Consider the following 16,885-nt stretch of genomic DNA (forward strand, 5'->3'; position numbering starts at 1 on the left):
GCGGCGGACGTCATCGTCCGCCGCGACGGCCCCGTGACGCATCCGCGCGGAATTTACGATTCGCCGTGCAGGTCGGCGATGACGTCGTCGACGGTCGTCGCCAGCGCGCTCAGCAGATCGTTGCGGCCGCACGCGTCCGACAGGATCGCGAGCACATAGCCCTGCGGATGCGTCTGCAGGTCGTGCGCGCCGGCCGGCAGCACGATGCCGGCGTCGTTGAGCGCGTAGAGGCCGCCCTCGCCGTAGATCCAGCCGGCCTTCGTGTACACCTCCTCGTTCTCGGTGTGCGCCATCTGGATCGACGAGTTGAGCGAGCCGCGCATCTGCTGCGCGAGCCATGCGCGCGCCTCCGGCGATGCGGGGGCGGCGCCGTCCGCCTTCGCGGGCGCCGTGTCCGAGAACAGATACTGGTAGCCGAGCACCCACAGTCGTGCCAGATCGCTCGCCGTCAGGAACTCGTAGTAGCCGATGAGCGGCGCGTCGAAGGTGTAGCCGGCCGTCCATGCCGTGAACGGCGGCGTGCCGTAGCGCCGGTACAGCGACTCATAGGAGTCGTTGTCGGAGACGGTGAGCGTCGCCGTGATCAGACGGTTGGGATAGGCGGCATCGGCGTCGACGCTCGTCGAGACGGCGTCGAGGTCGAACGCTCCCGTCTGTGCGAGCGACAGGATGTACGGGGCCTTGATCGAGGATGCCGAATACCGCGGCACGTTCGCGAAGGATGTGACGACGGCGCCGGTGCGCATGTCGACGACCGCGAAGGAGACCTCGAACCCCTCCTCATGGTAGGCGCTGATCGCGCGCTGCAGCTGCGCGGATTCGGCGTCGCTCAGCGTGACGCCGGCGGCCGATACGGCGGCGGCTGTGTCGGCCGCGCGCAGATTCGTGAACGCGGCGGCCACGACGTCGTTGAGGTTCGGCGTGACGATCGTCTTTTCGATGCCGTCGGAAGGCGTCTCGGCGGCGTCCGATGCGGGGCTCGTCGGCGACGGCGCCGTCTGCATGGCGGATGCGGCGGGATGCGCGGCGCTCGCGGGGCCGTCGCCGAAGACGCCGACGGCCCCGGCACTGAGCAGGCCGCCCATCGCGACGACCGACGCGGCGATCGCGATGCCCTTCCATTTGGCGATCGATCTGCGATGGCCGGCGATCGCGATGTCGAACTGCGCGTCGGTCAGCGGTACGTCACGCCATTTGGGACTCGTGCCGCGTCTCGTCTTCTTCTGCATCCCAGCGCACCCGTTTCTCACGTATGCCCACGCTTTTCCAAGGAAAACTATAGGGTGACCCTTCGGCATCGGCTGGTGGGCGAGCCGGACGACGCAGAGCGGGGCGGACGGCCTGCCGCCGTCCGCCCCGCGTGATCATCGCGCCCGGGTCGTCCGCTTCGAACTCGTCATTCGCCGTGGGCGAGGCGACGGAACTCGTCGGGTTCGATGACCTTCTTGTGCTCGCGTCCTTCCTTCGCTCCTTCGGCGCGTTCGAAAGCGTCGACGCGCTTCCAGCCGGCGAAGTCGATCGGCTTGATGCCGCGTTCGGCGAGCAGGCGGTCGATCGATTCGGGGTCGCGGTCCGGGGCCAGACGCGCGTTCTCCTTGTTCTTCGCCAGATCCTCGAGCATCGCCGTGACGATCATCAGCGCATCCGATTTCGTCGAGCCGATCAGGCCGACCGGCCCGCGCTTCGCCCAGCCGGTCGCGTATAGACGGTCGCGCACCTCGCCGTTGACGGCGTCGACGGTGATGCGGCCGTCGCCGTTCGCGTTCGCCAGATGCGCGCCCTGCTCGTCATAGGCGATGCCCGGCACGGATTCGGGCTTGTAGCCGATCGCATGGTAGACGGCCTGCACCGGGTAGTCGGTGTATTCGCCGGTACGCGTCATCCTGCCGTCCGCCGAGGTCTCGGTGCGTTCGACGCGGATGCCGCAGACCTTGCCGTCCTCGCCGAGGATCTCGACCGGCGCGGAGTTGAAGTGGATGTAGTATTTGCGGTCCGCCGGGTTGCCTTCGAAGTCGACGTCGCCGTCGTCCTCCATGTCCTCCGCCATCTCGCGGATCGCGAACAGCTCCTCGACCATCTGACGGGTCAGCTTGTCCTTGCCGGCCTCCTCGATCGTATCGTCGTCGAGCTCGAAGTCGTCCTCGTCGATGATCAGCTGGACTCCGGGCAGCTTCTCCATCTCGCGCAGCTCCTGGACGGAGAACTTCGCCTGGGCGACGCCACGGCGGATGAACAGATGCAGCGTCTTCGCCTTGTTGCGCAGGATGCCCTCGTACACGTTGTCCGGAATGTCGGTGCGCGCGCGCAGATCGTCGGCGTTGCGCATCAGCTCGCGGGCGACGTCCATCGCGACGTTGCCGCCGCCGATGACGGCGACCTCCTCGGCCTGCAGCGGCCACTCGCGCACGCCGGTCGGATAGCCGTCGTACCACTCGACGAACTTCGCCGCGCCATAGACGCCGTCATAGTCGGCGCCCGGCAGGTTGAGCGGCTTGTCCTTGATCGCCCCGGTCGCGAAGAGCACGGCGTCGTAGCGTTCGAGCAGATCGTCGATCGTCACGTCCTTGCCGAACTCCACGTCGCAGTACAGATGGATGTTCGGATTGTCGAGCGTCTTCTCGAGTGCGGACGCGATGAACTTGATCGACGGGTGGTCGGGCGCGACGCCGTAGCGCACCAGGCCGAAGGGCACCGGCAGCTTCTCGAACAGGTCGATGCGTGCGTCGGTGCCCAGCCCGAGCTCGTCGCCGAGCTTGGCGAGCTGGCGCAGGAAGATGTCGGAGGAATACACGCCGGCCGGGCCGGCGCCGATGACGGCAATGCGAAGTTCAGAATCATTAGTCACGGCATACTAGCGTAGCCGATATGCGCGAACGGCGGAAGAGGGGATATGGACGGATGGGGGCCGTCGGTACACTGGTGCCTATGAACGGGAAACTGCGGATGCACAACCATTACAACGGGCTGAAGACGGCGATACTGTTCGCCGTCATGTGGGCGATCATCATGGTCATCTGGTGGGCGACGGGCGCGTACGTGGACACGCTCGTCTACTACGTGATGATCGGCTTGGGCATGTCCTTCGTCTCCTATTGGTTCTCCGACAAGCTCGCGCTCGCCTCGATGCACGCACAGTCGGTCAGCGAACAGGAGGCGCCGCAGCTGTATGCGATCGTGCGCGAACTGTCGCAGACGGCGGGCAAGCCGATGCCGCGCATCTACATCGCCCCGACCGAGACGCCGAACGCGTTCGCGACCGGCCGCAACGAACGGCACGCGGCCGTGTGCTGCACGCAGGGCATCATGCGCATCCTCGACTACCGGGAGATGCGCGGCGTGCTCGGCCACGAGCTGATGCATGTGTACAACCGCGACATCCGCACGTCGGCGATCGCCGGCGCGATGGCCACCGTCATCACCTACCTCGGCTACTCGCTGATGTACTTCGGCAACTCCACGCGCAACGACCGCGACTCCGACAACGGCGCGGGCGCGCTCGGTGCGTTCGGCGCATTGCTCAGCATGATCCTCGCGCCGATCGCGGCGTCGCTGATCCAGATGGCGATCTCGCGCACGCGCGAATACGACGCCGACGAGGACGGCAGCGTCCTGACCGGGGACCCGAACGCGCTCGCCAGCGCGCTGTACAAGATCCAGTACGGCATCGCGCAGAACCCGATGCCGGCGACGGCGACCGACCAATCGACGGCGGCGATGATGATCGAGTCGCCGTTCTCGGCGAAGGGTTTCTCGCGGCTGTTCTCGACGCATCCGCCGACCGAGGACCGCATCGCCCGCCTGCGGCAGATGGCGGCCGACATGGGCGCGCCGGGCATCGCGGACGCCGACCGTCTCGCGCAGGTCGCGCGCGGCGGACGAGCATAGGACGTCCCGATGTGGCCGGCGGGTGTGGTAAGATAGCTGATGGCGGTCACGGCCGCATGCGGATGTAGTTCATCGGTAGAACGAAAGCTTCCCAAGCTTTAAAGGCGGGTTCGACTCCCGTCATCCGCTCTCTGGAATCGTTGTGGGTCAAAAGTGAGCCGGCGCCGACCCCCTCGTTTGTGAACGTCGAAGGGGAGCTGTGCACCGATTGCGTTCGCGAACGACGTCTGTTGCGAACGCTTCGGGTGCAAACCGCACCCATCGCGTTCGCAGATGGTGCCCGTTGCGACCGTTGTGGGTGCGGACGGCGCACATACCGTTCGCGAAGGGCGACGCAAGCGATTGTCAGGGGTGCGCTACCCGCCGGGAACGTTCACGGTGGCGCATATGACTCGTGCGGTGACGCTGTCAGGGGACGGGGACGCCGGCGGGATCGTCGGGATGTACGGTGAAGGCATGTGCGTGCATTATCTGGGATTGTCGGATGAGGAAGTCGATCGGCTGGTGGAACAGCTGAGCGGGGAACGTCCGGAGCGACCCGAGCCGAGGCCCGCGGAGGCCACGACGCCGCAGTACGAACAGCGCGAGCTCGACTATCCGCAGTCGTCGGGGAGCCCGCGCGAGGAGCGGGAACGACGATGGATCGACGTGTATCCGAAGACGGTGTCGCCGGTGATCGTGCCGACCTTCGATACGGCGGTCGGCGTCGGCGACCTGACTCCCGGCACGTTGGAGCGCGCGGACCTGTCGTGGGGATACCGTACGCAGTGGAATCCGCAGCCGATCTTCAACACGCGCATCGAAAGCGCGGACAAGCCGATCTGGCGGCCGTCGATGGAGCACGACCGCTGTATCATCGCCTGCCGTCGCTTCTATGAATTCAGCGGGACCGAGACGCGCGTCAGCGAGCGCACCGGGCGCGTCGTCAAGCAGCGGTATGCGTTCGTGGTCCCCGATATGCCGGTCATGTTCATCGGCGGCATACGGCGCGGCGACGAGTATTCGATGATCACGACGCGCGCGAACGCCGTGATGGCGCCGGTGCATCCGCGGATGCCGCTCATCCTGCATCCGACCGAGCTGACGACGTGGCTCGGGCCGCAGTATATGCGCCTCGCCGACCGTTCCGCCGTGCCGCTCGTCGCGCACAAAACGGCGTAGCGACCGCGGGTGAGCCGATACGCGTGCTCGCGCAGACGCGCGGTCAGGGAGTCCGTTATGCTGTTAGGCGTTTCATGCGGCGATCCGCGCTGGTGGATGGACGGATGCATAGGTCGTATCGGTATCAACAGAGCACAAGGTGAGGCGGTAGATGGCGAATACAATAGTCAATTCATCGAACGGAGCGGCGGCGGACAACGAAGGACGGGGCCACGGTCTCGGCCTGTTCGCGCTCGCCGCAGGCGCGTTCGTGTTCGGTGCGGCCGAGTTCGTCATGATGGGCATCCTGCCGCAGGTCGCGCAGGCGCTGCGGGTGAGCATCCCCTTCGCCGGCAACTTCATCTCGGCGTACGCGATCGGCGTGTGCGTGGGCACGTTGCTGCTGATCTTCGGACGCAGGATCCCGCCGCGCTCGCTCATCATCCTGTTCATGGCGATTGCATTCGCCGGCAATGCATTGAGCGCGGTCGCCGTCAATGCGCCGATGATGATCGTCGCGCGCTTCATCGCTGGCTTCCCGCACGGCGCGTTCTTCGGCACGGCGACGCTCATCGCGAAGCTGCTCGCGCGGCGCGGGAAGGAGGCGCAGGCCGTGGCGTCGATGGTCACGGGGCAGACGGTGGCGAACATGCTCGGCGTGCCGGCGGGGACGTTGCTCGCCGAACATCTGTCCTGGCATCTCGCGTTCGCCGCGCTCGCCGCCTGCGCCGTCGTCACGGGCGTCCTCGTGCGTGTATGGGTGCCGTTCATCGCGGCCACGGGCGCCGACGCCGGACTCGGCGGCCAGTTCATGTTCCTGCGCAAGCCGGGCCCGTGGATGGTGCTCGTCGCCGTCTTCGTCGGCAACGTGGGCATCTTCTGCTGGTGGAGTTACGTCAGCCCGTGGCTGCAGCGTGTGGGCGGCTGGCCGAACACGATGGTCTCCGCGTTGATGATGCTCGCCGGCTTCGGCATGGTCGTCGGCGGCTTGATCGGCGGGCGCATCTGCGACCGGTGGAATCCGGGCGCCACATCGGCGCTCGGGCAGTTCGTCGCCTGCATGGGCCTGCTCGCCGTCTTCCTGATTCCCGGTTCGCATGTGAGCACGGCGGTGCTCACCTTCGTGATCTCCTTCGGCTTGTTCTTCGTCTCCGCGCCGCAGCAGCTCATCATGGCCGAATGCGGCGGCCTGATCGGCGGCGCCGCCGTGCAGATCGCGTTCAACTTCGGCAACGCCGTCGGCTCGATGGTCGGCGGCGCCGTGCTCGACGCATCGCATATGAACTACCACTATCCGGCGTTGAGCGGCGTCCCTTTCGCCGCGCTCGCCGTCGTGCTGCTCGTGCTGTACAGCCGTATGGGCCGTGCAGGCTCGGGGACGGCCGCGTTGGATAGGTGAGCGCCCCCGACGCCCGACGCCTCAGAACAGGTCGTCGTGTGATCCCGTGCGGGTCAGCACCAACTGGAGTGTGGCGCTCGATGCGATAGCGGGTGTTGGTCACAATTTGCCGGCGAGCGTGCGCGCTTCGCGTTCGTCGCGCGCCATACCCATGTAGCCCATGCCGCCCAGGTCATGCCGGTACACCGGCGAGCCGATGACGATCGTGTCGGTCTCTCGCATCGCCTGCAGTACGACGCCGAGATCATGAGCTGGCTGTTCGACCGGTAGCGGCGTCCGCGTTCCGGTGGTCCGCATATGCGAGTCAGGCGTCGCATATGGACGCTGCACGGCGGCGCCCGCGTCTCATCTGCTACGATGCCCGCATGGGCCTGAGGCGTCGATGCCTTGACGGCCCATGCCATCGAGATGACGGACACAAGGAAGTGATGTGCAATGCCGGACCAATCCTGGATGGAACGATACGAGACCATTCGTCATCAGTTGGATGCCGCCACCGACTTCGCGAAGTATTTCACCGAGCCCGCCATCGGCGCGGTGGCGGTCGATGTGCTGGCGCTGGGGGACTTGCATCTGCCTACCGGGCGGATCGTCGCCTGCGATCCGATGACGGAGTTGGAGGATGCGAAGCCGTACATGCAGACCGTGCCGCCAGGCGTTTATCCGGTGCAGGCGTGTGTCATCCCCAGTGAGGAGCACGGCGACCGTTACGCCTGCGTGCATGTGCGCATCAGCGATGCCAAGCCGCTTCGCTACGAATGCGGCATGACCGGCACGGAAAAGATCGACGAGCCGATCGAGCCCGGCGACTTCTACGGATTCGGCGTCGACGCCGGCGTCGGGTGCGTCACCGATGCGCGGACGCGTGACGAGGCGGTCGCCTATACCGCCAAGCTCGTGGACGCCGGCGATCTGGAGGAGTGGGAGACGCCGTTCGAGGAGGCGCTCGCCGAGAACGCGAAGGCGCATCCGAAGTACCAGACCGAATACGGCGACTGGGTGAACTGGACGGTGCCCGGCACCGACGACGACGTCATCGTGACAACGAGCGGCTGGGGCGACGGCTACTATGCGACCTACTTCGCCTATGCCGAGGATGGAACCGTCTGCGGCCTTTACGTGCCGTACATCCTCATCGACGAGGAAGAGCAGTCCGGAGAGGATGCACGATCCGGGGAGGGTGAGGCGTCGGACATGTGAGCCGCGCATCCGCGGGACGGCTTGGTTCGGTGCCGTTCCACGGATGCGATGACCGTCACTCGGCCTCGGGTGCGCGCATCTCCATCAGCAGCAGCGCACGCTTCATCTCCACGCCGTAGGCGTAGCCGACGAGGTTGCCGTTGGCGCCGATGACGCGGTGGCACGGCACGATGAACGGAATCGGGTTGCGGTTGTTCGCCGATCCCACCGCACGCACCGCCTTCGGTTGTCCCACGGCCTGTGCGATCTGCGCGTAGGTGCGCGTCTGCCCGTACGGGATCTGCTGCAGCGCATGCCATACGGCGCGCTGGAACGGGGTGCCGAATGTGAACGCGACCGGTACGGTGAACTCACGCAGCCCGCCGGCGAAGTACCGTTCGAGTTCGTCGAAGGTCCTGTCGGTGAGCGTCGTGGGCGTGCCGTCGCCGTCGTGCTCGTGGTCGTCCCGCGTGACGATGCGCAGTCCGGTGATCGCGTCGTCCCGCCAATCGATCCTCACGGGGCCGTAGGTGCCCATGTACGTCGCGAATCCCTGCATGGCGTCCTCCTTGATGATGCGTATGCTGCCATGATTATAGAGGGCGGCATGTGGGCGCGCGCCGCTACGTCGCGAATGCTCACCGATTCTGCGTAATCAACGACCGCCGGTTCACGCGGCGCGCAGCGCCTTGTCGGCCTCGTCGACGATATGCAGCGTGTTGAGGGTGCGCGGATAGCCGATGTAAGGCAGGCACTGGAGTGAGACCTTGCGCAGGAAACCGGCGTCGTTGCCCAGCGCGATGTTCGCCTTCGCGTGCGCGGTGAGCTGCGGTTCGACGCGACAGATAGCAGAACGTGATCATCTCGCGCTGCAGGTCCGTCAGGCCGGTGCGCGTGTAGTAGTCGCCGAAGCAGTTGTCGGCGAGCCAGTAGTTGACCTTGCTGCGCTCGTAGCTTTGTCCATTCCGGCGCCGAACAACTCCACCTGCTCCGCGTTGCCGGCTTCGAGGCGGTCGTCCATCGTCGTCGTGGTCTGGTCGGGCAGCGGCAGGCTCACGCCGCGCGCCTCAAGCACGTCGTTCGTGATGCCGAGGAACGGGCGCACGCGCCCCAGGCCGAGATAGTCGACGGCCTGATAGACGACCTCCTTCACCTCGATCGGTGAAAGGCCGGCGTCGAGCGCGCGCGTCAGCTGGATGCGGAATTCGTCGACGCCCTGGCAGCCGAGCAATGTCGCGAGGATCGCAAGGTAGCGCGCTTCCGGATCGAGCTTCGTGTCCGGATCCTGCGCCACCTCCTCGTCGGCGAAGTGCGGCAGGCGGTCGACGAAATGCGGGTCGGTGCGGATGAGCTCGTTGTTCGGATTGTGGTCGGGGTTGATCAGGGTATGCGTCATGATGGCCGCTTTCTTGGGGGTCGAACGCGATATGCGGATGGAGTCAAAGGGAAAGGCGGCTTGCGTTGGAGGTGCGAGCCGCCGGATGGGGGATTGCTCAGGGGCGCGTGTTGCGCGAGCGCGCCCGCGACCTCGTCGCCATGGCGGACCGCATCGAGGACGAATTCGCGTCGCTCGGCGGCGTCGCCGGCGGCACGCTGTATTTCGGCCTTGCGGAGTCGTATCAGATCCGTTATCTCGCGCAGCAGATCAAACGTCTGCGCGAACAGTGCGCCGATCTGCGCTACCACGTCGAAAGCGGTGTCTCCGCGCAGGTGCTCGAGCATCTCGATCAGGGCACGCTCGATTTCGCCGTGCTCGCGCAGGACCCCGACCTGACGAAATACGAGGCGCTGACGTTCCCCGACGTCGATCGGTGGGGCGTCATCGTGCCCGCCGGCCATCGTCTGGCGTCCCACAGGAGCATCGGCATCGACGATCTCGTCGGCGAACCGCTGTTCTGCTCGCAGCAGGGCTGGAAACATGAGATCTCGCGTTGGGCCGGGTCGCGCATGCCCGATCTGCGGCTCGAGGCGACCTTCGACCGCATCGTCGACACCAGTGCGGACTCGGGGCTGGTGTTCCGCCGGCTGCGGCCGGAACTCGACGCGAAATTGCATCTGGTGTGGCGGCGCAACCGCCCCCTCAGCCCGATCGCCGAACGGTTCGTGCGCCAGCTGCGCGGGACGTCGCCCGCGCAGCCGAACGACGCTCCCGCGGATCAGCCGCGCGCGTTGTAGTCCTCGCACATCAGGTTCGTGGCTTTGAGCAGCTTGTGCAGATAGATGAACGGGCCGACGATGATCAGCGACCCGAGGATGCCCCACAGCCAGAAATCGGCCATGCTCACTTCGCGCGGCATGCCGCGGCGCTGCAGTTCGTTGCCGATGCGGTCCGACAGGTTGCTGTACCAGACGAGCCATGCGATGCCGAGCGACAGCCATCCGAACAGGAAGAACATGAGCAGGTAGTTCGTCGATTTGCGGCCGTCATGCGGGGTGGCGACCATGTTCGTCGACTCGGTCACGTCGTACATGACGACGATGTCGTAGATGCCGAACGTGATGAGGCCGAGCAGGATGTATTTGAGCAGCCCGCGGTTCGTTTTGAGCTTGTATGCGGGCGCCTGCTGCACGACGGTCACCGGGATCGGTTGCGGGCCGTATCCGTTCGGCGGCGGCGTGCCGCCCGCCGGCGTCGACGGCGGGACATCCACTCCGCCGTAGGGAGGCGGCGTGGATGTCCCGCTGGCCGCAGGTGACGTGTACGCCGAGGATGGCGGCTGCCCATACGGCTGCGCCGGCTGCTCGGGATAGGTTGGATAGCCCGGATACGGCTGCTGCGCTTGGGGCGTCGCCGCCGATAGGCCCGGATACTCCGGCTGTGGCGTGACGTTCGCCGTGTCCGGATAGGTCGGCGTGGGTTGCGGTGATGCGGGCTGCGGCGTCGCCGCTCCGGTGTCGTCCGGCCGCGGCGGCAGCGCCGGCATCGGGATCTGCGGATGCATGTTGTCGGTCATCGTGGTTCCTCTCCTCATCCTGCCCGTGCGGCGTTACACGGGGGTCCTCTTCGAGTGTAGGCGCGGATGCCGTTCCGGTACAACCGCGTCGGGGAACGGCGGACGTCAGCCCAGATGCAGCAGGCACAGCATCGGCAGCGAGAAGCACACGCAGAAGCCGCACAGGCCGGTCACGACCGTCACGGCCGGTCGGATGAGCGACTTCCAGCCGCCCATCCGACCCTGCGGGCGGCAGCGCTTCTCGATGACGGCGGCGCCGATCCAGCAGCCGAGTCCGGCGACCGTGGCCGCGACGAGCAGCCACACGTTCGCCGTCGAACGGTCGAGCCATGCGCCGATCGCATCGTTCGGCGCGCCGTCGAAGGACGACAGCAGCACCGGTGCGACGAGGGCGTATCCGAGGACGATGAGCGCGCAGACGGCCGCGAGCGCCGCCCGTGGCCGTGCGCCCGCCGCCGTGCCGGTGCGTCCGTCGTCATGCCGTTCGCTGTTCGTCATCCGTCGTCTCCGTTCCCGTGCCGTGCTCGTCCGTCATGCGCGTTCCATCCTACGCGGCGGTGGTCGCGGCGACGAACGGCGCGACCTGTCCGGATGGTACGCGTTGCCGACGCCGCTCAACATCGTCGGCACGATGAACCTGCCGTTCAACGCGTCGTGCTTCGTGCGCGAGGGCTTCGGCTACATCCTGACGCTCGACCACCTCATCGAGGAGGGGGAGGGCGCCGAACTCGTCTGGAAGCCGCTCGAACCGGAGCTGCGCATCCATGTGAGCATCGTCTGGCGCAAGGACCGCGAGCTGTCGCACGCCTCGCAGGCCTTCCTGCAGCAGCTGCGCGCGATCGTGCTGTGACGGTTGCGTCCGCCGCGGGCGGATCGTCTATTCGGCGCCCTGCGCCGGCTTCGGCACGCCGCCCATCGCGCACAGCTCGTCGATCGTGACGAAGGAGTAGCCCTGCTTCCGCAGATCGTCGATGATGCCCGGCAACGCCTCGATGTCCTGCGTGCGGTCGCCGCCGCCGTCATGCATCAGCGCGATCGCGCCGTTGTACGCGTTCTTGAGCACCTCGTCGTGGATCGCCTTCGTGCCGGGGCGCTTCCAGTCGAGCGTGTCGATGCTCCACAGCACGTTCATGTCGACGATGTCGGCCGCGTCCTTCCACTGCTGCACGACGAACGCGCCGTACGGCGCGCGCAGCACGCGCGTCTTCGTTCCGCTCGCCTGCTCGAGGTCGGCGAAGCCGGTGAGGATCTCCTTGCGCAGATCGTCGCGCGACATGTCCGGCATGTACGGATGGCTGACGCTGTGCGACGCCACCTGATGGCCCTCCTCGACCATCCTCCGTTCGAGCTCCGGGTAGGCGAGCGCCTCCTCGCCGAGGTCGAAGAACGTGGCCTTCACCTTCTTCTGCCTGAGGATGTCGAGGATCGGCCCGGTGTACTGGCTCGGGCCGTCGTCGAAGGTGAGCGCGATGACTTTCTTCCCGGCCGGCTGCGGCGCGAACGACTGCACGGTGAGCTTCTTCGCCGGCTTGATCTCCTTGTGGACGACCTCCTCCTTCGAGCGCTTGCCGATCCAGACCTCCTCCTGTCCGTCCTCGCCCTGCTGCGTGACGACCTGGATCGGGCCGTTGTTGAGATTGATGTCGGTGCCGTAGCGTTTCGTGCGCGTCTCGCTCGTATGCGCCTCGGTGATGTCCTTGCCGGGCGTGACCGTCATCGTCTCGGCGTCGGCGATCGTCGTCGTTCCGTAATCGGCTGCCGGGACCGCCGCGCCGTTGACGCTGACGGCGACCGGTTCGCCGCCGTCCTTGTCGAGCACCTTCCCTTTGAGCGACAGCAGACGGCCCCGCGCGCGGCCGAAGTCGTCGTGGTCGTCGAGGAAGCGGGCGATCGTCGTGTCCGCGCGCGTCGCCACCATCTCGCCGTCGACGTTCACGTCCACGGATCGCCAATGGAAACGCCACATCCACCATGCGCCCGCGCCGAGCGCGACGACGACGAGCGCGACGAGCACGGTGACGACGGCGGTCGCCGCCGCGCCCATCGTCCTGCGCGGCCGTTTCGGCGGCTTCGCGCTGCCTTGGAAATCGATCTCCTCGACGGCGGCGACGTCCTCCCCGTCGTCGCCGTCGATGTCCAGCGATTGCAGATCCTCGTCGTACTCGTCCCCGTCGGTATGCCCGTCCCTGTTGTGCGACACCGTGAACCGCCCTCCCCGTACGTTGCCGGTCGCGGCCGTGGAGGCCGCCTTGTGCTGCGGTCCAGCTTAGCATCGCGCATTTCGCGGTCGGCTGTGGGCGGTGCGCGCACGCACGCCATAAGATGGGGGCATGACTATCGCAACTCCGGAACGTTACGCGCAGATGCTCAACGCCGCGCGGCAGGGTGGCTACGCGTACCCTGCGATCAATGTCACCAGCTCGCAGACGCTCAACGCGGCGCTGCAGGGGCTCGCCGAAGCGGAATCGGACGGCATCATCCAGGTGTCGGTGGGCGGCGCCGCCTACTTCTCGGGACAGCGTGTGCTCGACCGCGTGACCGGTTCGCTCGCCTTCGCCGCCTTCGCGCACGAAGTCGCGAGGAAGTATCCGAACATCACTGTCGCGCTGCACACCGACCACTGCGCCAAGCAGTATCTCGACGAATGGGTGCGTCCGCTGCTCGACATCGAGATCGACGAGGTCGCGCACGGCCGCGAGCCGATGTTCCAGTCGCATATGTGGGACGGTTCGACGGTGCCGCTCGCCGAGAACCTCGAGATCGCGCGGGAACTGCTCGACAAGTCGGTGCGCGCGCACACGGTGCTCGAGATCGAGATCGGCGCCGTCGGCGGCGAGGAGGACGGTCACAGCGCCGAAATCAACGAGAAGCTGTATTCGAGCGTCGAGGACGGCGTCGCCGTCGCGCGGGCGCTCGGGCTCGGCGATCGCGGCCGCTATATGGCCGCTTTCACCTTCGGCAACGTGCACGGCGCGTACAAACCAGGGGTCGTCAAGCTGCGTCCGCAGCTGCTGCAGCAGATCCAGCGCGGCGTGTGGGACCGCGCGTCCTCCGGCGAGATCGGCGTGGCGCTCGACGCGAACGTGCCCGACGGCAAGCCCTTCGAGCTCGTGTTCCACGGCGGTTCCGGCTCGACGCCGCAGGAGATCGCCGAAGCCGTCTCGTACGGCGTCGTCAAGATGAACATCGACACCGATACGCAGTACGCGTTCACGCGCGCGGTCGCCGACCACATGTTCCGGCACTACGACGGGGTGCTCAAAGTGGATGGCGAGGTCGGCGACAAGAAGATGTACGATCCGCGTTCGTGGGGCAAGGAGGCTGAGGCGTCGATGGCGGCGCGCGTCGTCGAGGCGTGCCGGCAGCTCGGTTCGGCCGGGCGCGCGCTCAAGTAGCGCGACGCCCGCGCGGGCGTCGGGGAACCCGTGTTGGGGGAGCCCCCTCCACGCGGCCTGCACGGCCCGCGTAGAGGGGCTACGGTAATCTGTCTTCGGCGGATCCGGAGAACCAGCGGAGGTGGAGCATGCCAGGAATCGTCTTGATCGGCGCCCAGTGGGGCGACGAAGGTAAAGGCAAGGCGACCGATCTGATCGGAACGAAGGTCGATTACGTAGCGCGTTTCAACGGCGGCAACAACGCCGGGCACACCGTCGTCGTCGGCGACGAATCGTATGCGCTGCATCTGCTGCCGTCCGGCATCATCAGCCCGAACGCGACCCCGGTCATCGGCAACGGCGTCGTCGTCGATCCGGAGGTGCTCTTCGAGGAGATCGACGGCCTGGAAAGCCGCGGCATCGACTGCTCGCGCCTGCTCGTGAGCGAGTCGGCGAACGTCATCGCCCCGTACCACCGCATGATCGACAAGGTCACCGAACGCTTCGCCGGCAAGAAGAAGATCGGCACGACCGGCCGCGGCATCGGTCCGGCGTATGCGGACAAGATCAACCGCATCGGCATCCGCGTGGCCGACCTCTTCAACGAGGAGCACCTGCGCGACAAGGTCGAGAACGCGCTGCGCCAGAAGAACCAGATGCTCGTCAAGCTGTACAACCGCCGGCCGGTGGACGTCGACGCGACCGTCAAGGAGCTGCTCGAGCTCGGAGCACGGCTCAAGCCGTATGTGGCGAACACGTCGCTCGTGCTCAACCAGGCGCTTGACGACGGCAAGACCGTGCTGTTCGAGGGCGGTCAGGCGACGATGCTCGACATCGACCACGGCACCTACCCCTTCGTCACGTCGTCGAATCCGACGGCGGGCGGCGCATGCACCGGCACCGGCGTCGGTCCGACGAAGATCGACCGCGTCATCGGCGTCTCGAAGGCGTATGTGACGCGCGTCGGCGAAGGGCCGTTCCCGACCGAGCTGTTCGACGAGTGGGGCGACTGGCTGCGTGCGCAGGGCCACGAATACGGCGTGACGACCGGCCGTCCGCGCCGCTGCGGCTGGTTCGACGCCGTCGTCAACCGCTATGCGACGCAGGTGAACGGACTGACCGACATCGTGCTCACGAAGCTCGATGTGCTCACCGGTCTTGAGGAGATCCCGATCTGCGTCGCCTACGACGTGGACGGCGTGCGGTACGACGACATGCCGACCGATCAGGTCGCGTTCGCCTCCGCCAAACCGATCTACGAGACGATGCCGGGCTGGACCGAGGACATCTCGCAGGTGCATCACTTCGAGGACCTCCCGGCGAACTGCCAGGCCTATGTGAAGCGGCTTGAGGAGCTGTCCGGCTGCCGGATCTCGGTCATCGGCACCGGCCCGCAGCGCGACCACATCATCCAGATCCATTCGCTCATCGACTGAATCCATCCGTATCCATCCATTGCACGCTATTGCTCAACGGGCGCCGGGCCGTCCATAACAAGGACCGTCCGGCGCCCTTCCATGTTCCACGGGTTATCATGTCAGCACACGCCGAAACCCAGAGCTGTATTGAGGCAGTGATTTTCGTATGCACACACCACACCACGAGTCCGAACGGCCGGCGCAGCCCGGGTCGTCCGAAGCCCCCGGGCCGTCATCGGCGGCCGGGACGCCGATGACGGCCGAGGACACCGGCGACCTGCGCAAGGAGCTGATGCAGCCCCATCCGACCGGAGCGGCCGCCGCGCGCAAACCGCCGAGCGTCCCGTTGGCGCCGATGAAGCGCATGCAGGCGCGGTTCAATCCGCTCGCCGACGGCATGATCTACCTCGTCGTGTTCCTCGGCGGCTGCGTCGGCACCGGGCTGCGCTACGGGCTGTGGCTCGCATTGCCGTACCCGGGCTCCGACTCCCCGCTGTGGATGGCGTTCCATCCCGCCACCTTCCTCGCGAACATGATCGCCTGCTTCATCTTCGCGCTGCTCACGTCCTACATGTCGCAGGCGATCTGGCTGCGCAAACGGGTGAGGCAGCTCGCGAGCCGCGGCGTCGGCATGGGCATGTGCGGCGGTTTCTCGACGTTGTCCGCGATGATGATCGAGGACATCACGGCGCTGCACAACAGCGGCTATCTGAGCTTCATCGTCTACACGGTGCTGAGCTTCATCGCGGGCATCATCGTCGCCTGGTTCGGTTCGTGGCTCGGGCTCAGGCTCACGGCGGTGCGCTCGGCCAGCCTCGCCGTGGCCGACGCGTTGCGCAACCAGGAGCAGCCGAAGCCGGCGATCGGCGTGCGCGTACCGACCGCTGCCGCCCCCGCCGATGTGATGCCGTACGACGACGCCAATCCGCAGACCGACGAGATCCCGGTCGTCCACGCCGATCCGCTGACCGGGGAGGTGAAGTGATGGGGGAGCTCCTGCTCGTCTGCATGTGCGGAGGCCTCGGCGCCGTCGCCCGTTTCGTGCTCAACACGTCGATCCAGCGTTGGTGGAACCGCGTCTTCCCGCTGTCCACCTTCGTCATCAACATCACTGCGGCCTTCTTCGCCGGCATCGCCGCGGCCGCCTACTACTACCAGACCGTCGGATACTTCACCTACCTGCTGTTCGTCGCAGGCTTCCTCGGTGGCTTCTCGACGTTCTCGACGGCGATCAACGAGATGGTCTCGCTCGCGAAGGGCAAGCGCATCCTGATGGCGTCGGGCTACTTCGCCGTCACCGTCATCATCCCGTTCCTGATGGTCGTCCTCGGCTGGTGGGTCGGCGCGATGGGTCATTGACGGCCGTCCCGGCCTTGGCGACCGCCGTCGCCGCCGTGCGCCCCCGTCGCGTTCGCGGACCCGGCTGTCCGCGAACGCGACGGGGGCGCATCGTATCCATACCGTTCGCGGCGATGCCCGTTCGCGATCGCCAAGGCCGCGGTCCGTCCCCGCGGGCATCGCGATCGCGCGCGTGAT

At 66.6% G+C, this 16,885-nt stretch carries 17 protein-coding genes, 1 tRNA gene and 1 pseudogene; 11 read left to right on the forward strand and 8 right to left on the reverse strand.

Features of this window, described 5'->3' with window-relative positions; all coding sequences use genetic code 11:
• Positions 1-53: 53 nt before the first annotated feature.
• Together B1400_RS02175 and B1400_RS02180 are read right to left on the reverse strand one after the other, a co-directional pair.
• Positions 54-1,229, reverse strand: coding sequence for a serine hydrolase (locus B1400_RS02175; RefSeq protein WP_095612827.1), 1,176 nt, complete (start codon positions 1,227-1,229; stop codon positions 54-56).
• Between the two features lie 167 nt (positions 1,230-1,396).
• Positions 1,397-2,845: an FAD-dependent oxidoreductase gene (locus tag B1400_RS02180; RefSeq protein ID WP_095612828.1), complete on the reverse strand. Its 1,449-nt coding sequence runs from the start codon at positions 2,843-2,845 to the stop codon at positions 1,397-1,399.
• A gap of 80 nt (positions 2,846-2,925) precedes the next feature.
• On the opposite strand from B1400_RS02180, the gene htpX reads away from it, so the two are divergent.
• The 4 genes from htpX (at position 2,926) to B1400_RS02200 (ending at position 6,424) form a co-directional block, all read left to right on the forward strand.
• The gene (gene htpX / locus B1400_RS02185) at positions 2,926-3,885 is read left to right on the forward strand and encodes a zinc metalloprotease HtpX (protein WP_095612829.1); all 960 of its coding nucleotides are present in this window, start codon (positions 2,926-2,928) and stop codon (positions 3,883-3,885) included.
• A 58-nt stretch (positions 3,886-3,943) separates the two neighbouring features.
• Positions 3,944-4,014: transfer RNA gene (locus B1400_RS02190), tRNA-Gly, on the forward strand.
• A gap of 258 nt (positions 4,015-4,272) precedes the next feature.
• Complete coding sequence (locus B1400_RS02195) at positions 4,273-5,046, forward strand: SOS response-associated peptidase family protein (protein WP_235607265.1); 774 nt, start codon at positions 4,273-4,275, stop codon at positions 5,044-5,046.
• A 151-nt stretch (positions 5,047-5,197) separates the two neighbouring features.
• Complete coding sequence (locus tag B1400_RS02200) at positions 5,198-6,424, forward strand: MFS transporter (protein ID WP_095612830.1); 1,227 nt, start codon at positions 5,198-5,200, stop codon at positions 6,422-6,424.
• Positions 6,425-6,523: 99 nt separating this feature from the next.
• Here the strand turns inward: B1400_RS02200 and B1400_RS10035 are convergent, their stop codons facing one another.
• On the reverse strand, positions 6,524-6,646 hold the full coding sequence (locus B1400_RS10035) for a hypothetical protein (RefSeq protein WP_268802254.1): 123 nt from the start codon (positions 6,644-6,646) through the stop codon (positions 6,524-6,526).
• Positions 6,647-6,859: 213 nt separating this feature from the next.
• On the opposite strand from B1400_RS10035, the gene B1400_RS02205 reads away from it, so the two are divergent.
• Entirely contained in the window at positions 6,860-7,624 is a 765-nt protein-coding gene (locus B1400_RS02205) for a DUF4241 domain-containing protein (protein ID WP_095612831.1), read from the forward strand.
• A 55-nt stretch (positions 7,625-7,679) separates the two neighbouring features.
• Here B1400_RS02205 and B1400_RS02210 read toward each other — a convergent pair whose 3' ends face one another.
• Both B1400_RS02210 and B1400_RS02215 read right to left on the reverse strand, forming a co-directional pair.
• Positions 7,680-8,162 carry a methylated-DNA--[protein]-cysteine S-methyltransferase gene (locus B1400_RS02210; protein ID WP_095612832.1) on the reverse strand — a complete coding sequence of 161 codons (483 nt, stop codon included), beginning with the start codon at positions 8,160-8,162 and terminating at the stop codon, positions 7,680-7,682.
• 111 nt (positions 8,163-8,273) lie between these two features.
• Positions 8,274-8,999: pseudogene (locus B1400_RS02215) on the reverse strand (carboxymuconolactone decarboxylase family protein).
• A 71-nt stretch (positions 9,000-9,070) separates the two neighbouring features.
• Between B1400_RS02215 and B1400_RS02220 the strand changes: the two are divergent.
• Positions 9,071-9,778, forward strand: coding sequence for a LysR family transcriptional regulator (locus tag B1400_RS02220; protein ID WP_235607281.1), 708 nt, complete (start codon positions 9,071-9,073; stop codon positions 9,776-9,778).
• Here B1400_RS02220 and B1400_RS02225 read toward each other — a convergent pair.
• The gene (locus B1400_RS02225) at positions 9,760-10,557 is read right to left on the reverse strand and encodes a DUF4234 domain-containing protein (RefSeq protein ID WP_235607267.1); all 798 of its coding nucleotides are present in this window, start codon (positions 10,555-10,557) and stop codon (positions 9,760-9,762) included. The two genes, B1400_RS02220 and B1400_RS02225, sit on opposite strands and share 19 nt — an antisense overlap.
• A gap of 105 nt (positions 10,558-10,662) precedes the next feature.
• Positions 10,663-11,055, reverse strand: a complete 393-nt coding sequence (locus tag B1400_RS09595; RefSeq protein WP_157909616.1) for a hypothetical protein — start codon at positions 11,053-11,055, stop codon at positions 10,663-10,665.
• Between the two features lie 22 nt (positions 11,056-11,077).
• Here B1400_RS09595 and B1400_RS09600 point away from each other — a divergent pair, with 22 nt between their 5' ends.
• Complete coding sequence (locus tag B1400_RS09600) at positions 11,078-11,407, forward strand: LysR substrate-binding domain-containing protein (RefSeq protein WP_157909617.1); 330 nt, start codon at positions 11,078-11,080, stop codon at positions 11,405-11,407.
• Positions 11,408-11,434: 27 nt separating this feature from the next.
• Here B1400_RS09600 and B1400_RS02235 read toward each other — a convergent pair whose 3' ends face one another.
• Entirely contained in the window at positions 11,435-12,757 is a 1,323-nt protein-coding gene (locus B1400_RS02235; protein ID WP_235607268.1) for a polysaccharide deacetylase family protein, read from the reverse strand.
• A 130-nt stretch (positions 12,758-12,887) separates the two neighbouring features.
• Between B1400_RS02235 and fbaA the strand changes: the two genes are divergently transcribed.
• The 4 genes from fbaA (at position 12,888) to B1400_RS02255 (ending at position 16,708) form a co-directional block, all read left to right on the forward strand.
• A complete protein-coding gene (gene fbaA, locus B1400_RS02240; protein ID WP_095612835.1) occupies positions 12,888-13,952 on the forward strand; it encodes a class II fructose-bisphosphate aldolase in 1,065 nt (354 codons plus the stop codon).
• Between the two features lie 128 nt (positions 13,953-14,080).
• Positions 14,081-15,367, forward strand: a complete 1,287-nt coding sequence (locus B1400_RS02245; protein WP_095612836.1) for an adenylosuccinate synthase — start codon at positions 14,081-14,083, stop codon at positions 15,365-15,367.
• 148 nt (positions 15,368-15,515) lie between these two features.
• Complete coding sequence (locus B1400_RS02250; RefSeq protein ID WP_095612837.1) at positions 15,516-16,334, forward strand: fluoride efflux transporter FluC; 819 nt, start codon at positions 15,516-15,518, stop codon at positions 16,332-16,334.
• Positions 16,334-16,708 carry a fluoride efflux transporter FluC gene (locus B1400_RS02255; RefSeq protein WP_095612838.1) on the forward strand — a complete coding sequence of 125 codons (375 nt, stop codon included), beginning with the start codon at positions 16,334-16,336 and terminating at the stop codon, positions 16,706-16,708. The genes B1400_RS02250 and B1400_RS02255 overlap by 1 nt, the downstream gene beginning before the upstream one ends.
• The last annotated feature ends 177 nt before the right edge of the window (positions 16,709-16,885 follow it).

It is taken from the genome of Bifidobacterium italicum (genome assembly GCF_002286915.1).
Taxonomy (GTDB): domain Bacteria; phylum Actinomycetota; class Actinomycetes; order Actinomycetales; family Bifidobacteriaceae; genus Bifidobacterium; species Bifidobacterium italicum.

Coding starts and splice junctions, on each gene's coding strand:
- B1400_RS10035 (WP_268802254.1), bottom strand. CDS start 6,646: ATGCGAGAGACCGACACGATCGTCATCGGCTCGCCGGTGTACCGGCAT.
- B1400_RS02250 (WP_095612837.1), top strand. CDS start 15,516: ATGCACACACCACACCACGAGTCCGAACGGCCGGCGCAGCCCGGGTCG.
- B1400_RS02245 (WP_095612836.1), top strand. CDS start 14,081: ATGCCAGGAATCGTCTTGATCGGCGCCCAGTGGGGCGACGAAGGTAAA.
- B1400_RS09595 (WP_157909616.1), bottom strand. CDS start 11,055: ATGACGAACAGCGAACGGCATGACGACGGACGCACCGGCACGGCGGCG.
- B1400_RS02175 (WP_095612827.1), bottom strand. CDS start 1,229: ATGCAGAAGAAGACGAGACGCGGCACGAGTCCCAAATGGCGTGACGTA.
- B1400_RS02210 (WP_095612832.1), bottom strand. CDS start 8,162: ATGCAGGGATTCGCGACGTACATGGGCACCTACGGCCCCGTGAGGATC.
- B1400_RS02255 (WP_095612838.1), top strand. CDS start 16,334: ATGGGGGAGCTCCTGCTCGTCTGCATGTGCGGAGGCCTCGGCGCCGTC.
- B1400_RS02205 (WP_095612831.1), top strand. CDS start 6,860: ATGCCGGACCAATCCTGGATGGAACGATACGAGACCATTCGTCATCAG.
- B1400_RS02200 (WP_095612830.1), top strand. CDS start 5,198: ATGGCGAATACAATAGTCAATTCATCGAACGGAGCGGCGGCGGACAAC.
- htpX (WP_095612829.1), top strand. CDS start 2,926: ATGAACGGGAAACTGCGGATGCACAACCATTACAACGGGCTGAAGACG.
- B1400_RS02195 (WP_235607265.1), top strand. CDS start 4,273: ATGACTCGTGCGGTGACGCTGTCAGGGGACGGGGACGCCGGCGGGATC.
- B1400_RS02225 (WP_235607267.1), bottom strand. CDS start 10,557: ATGACCGACAACATGCATCCGCAGATCCCGATGCCGGCGCTGCCGCCG.
- fbaA (WP_095612835.1), top strand. CDS start 12,888: ATGACTATCGCAACTCCGGAACGTTACGCGCAGATGCTCAACGCCGCG.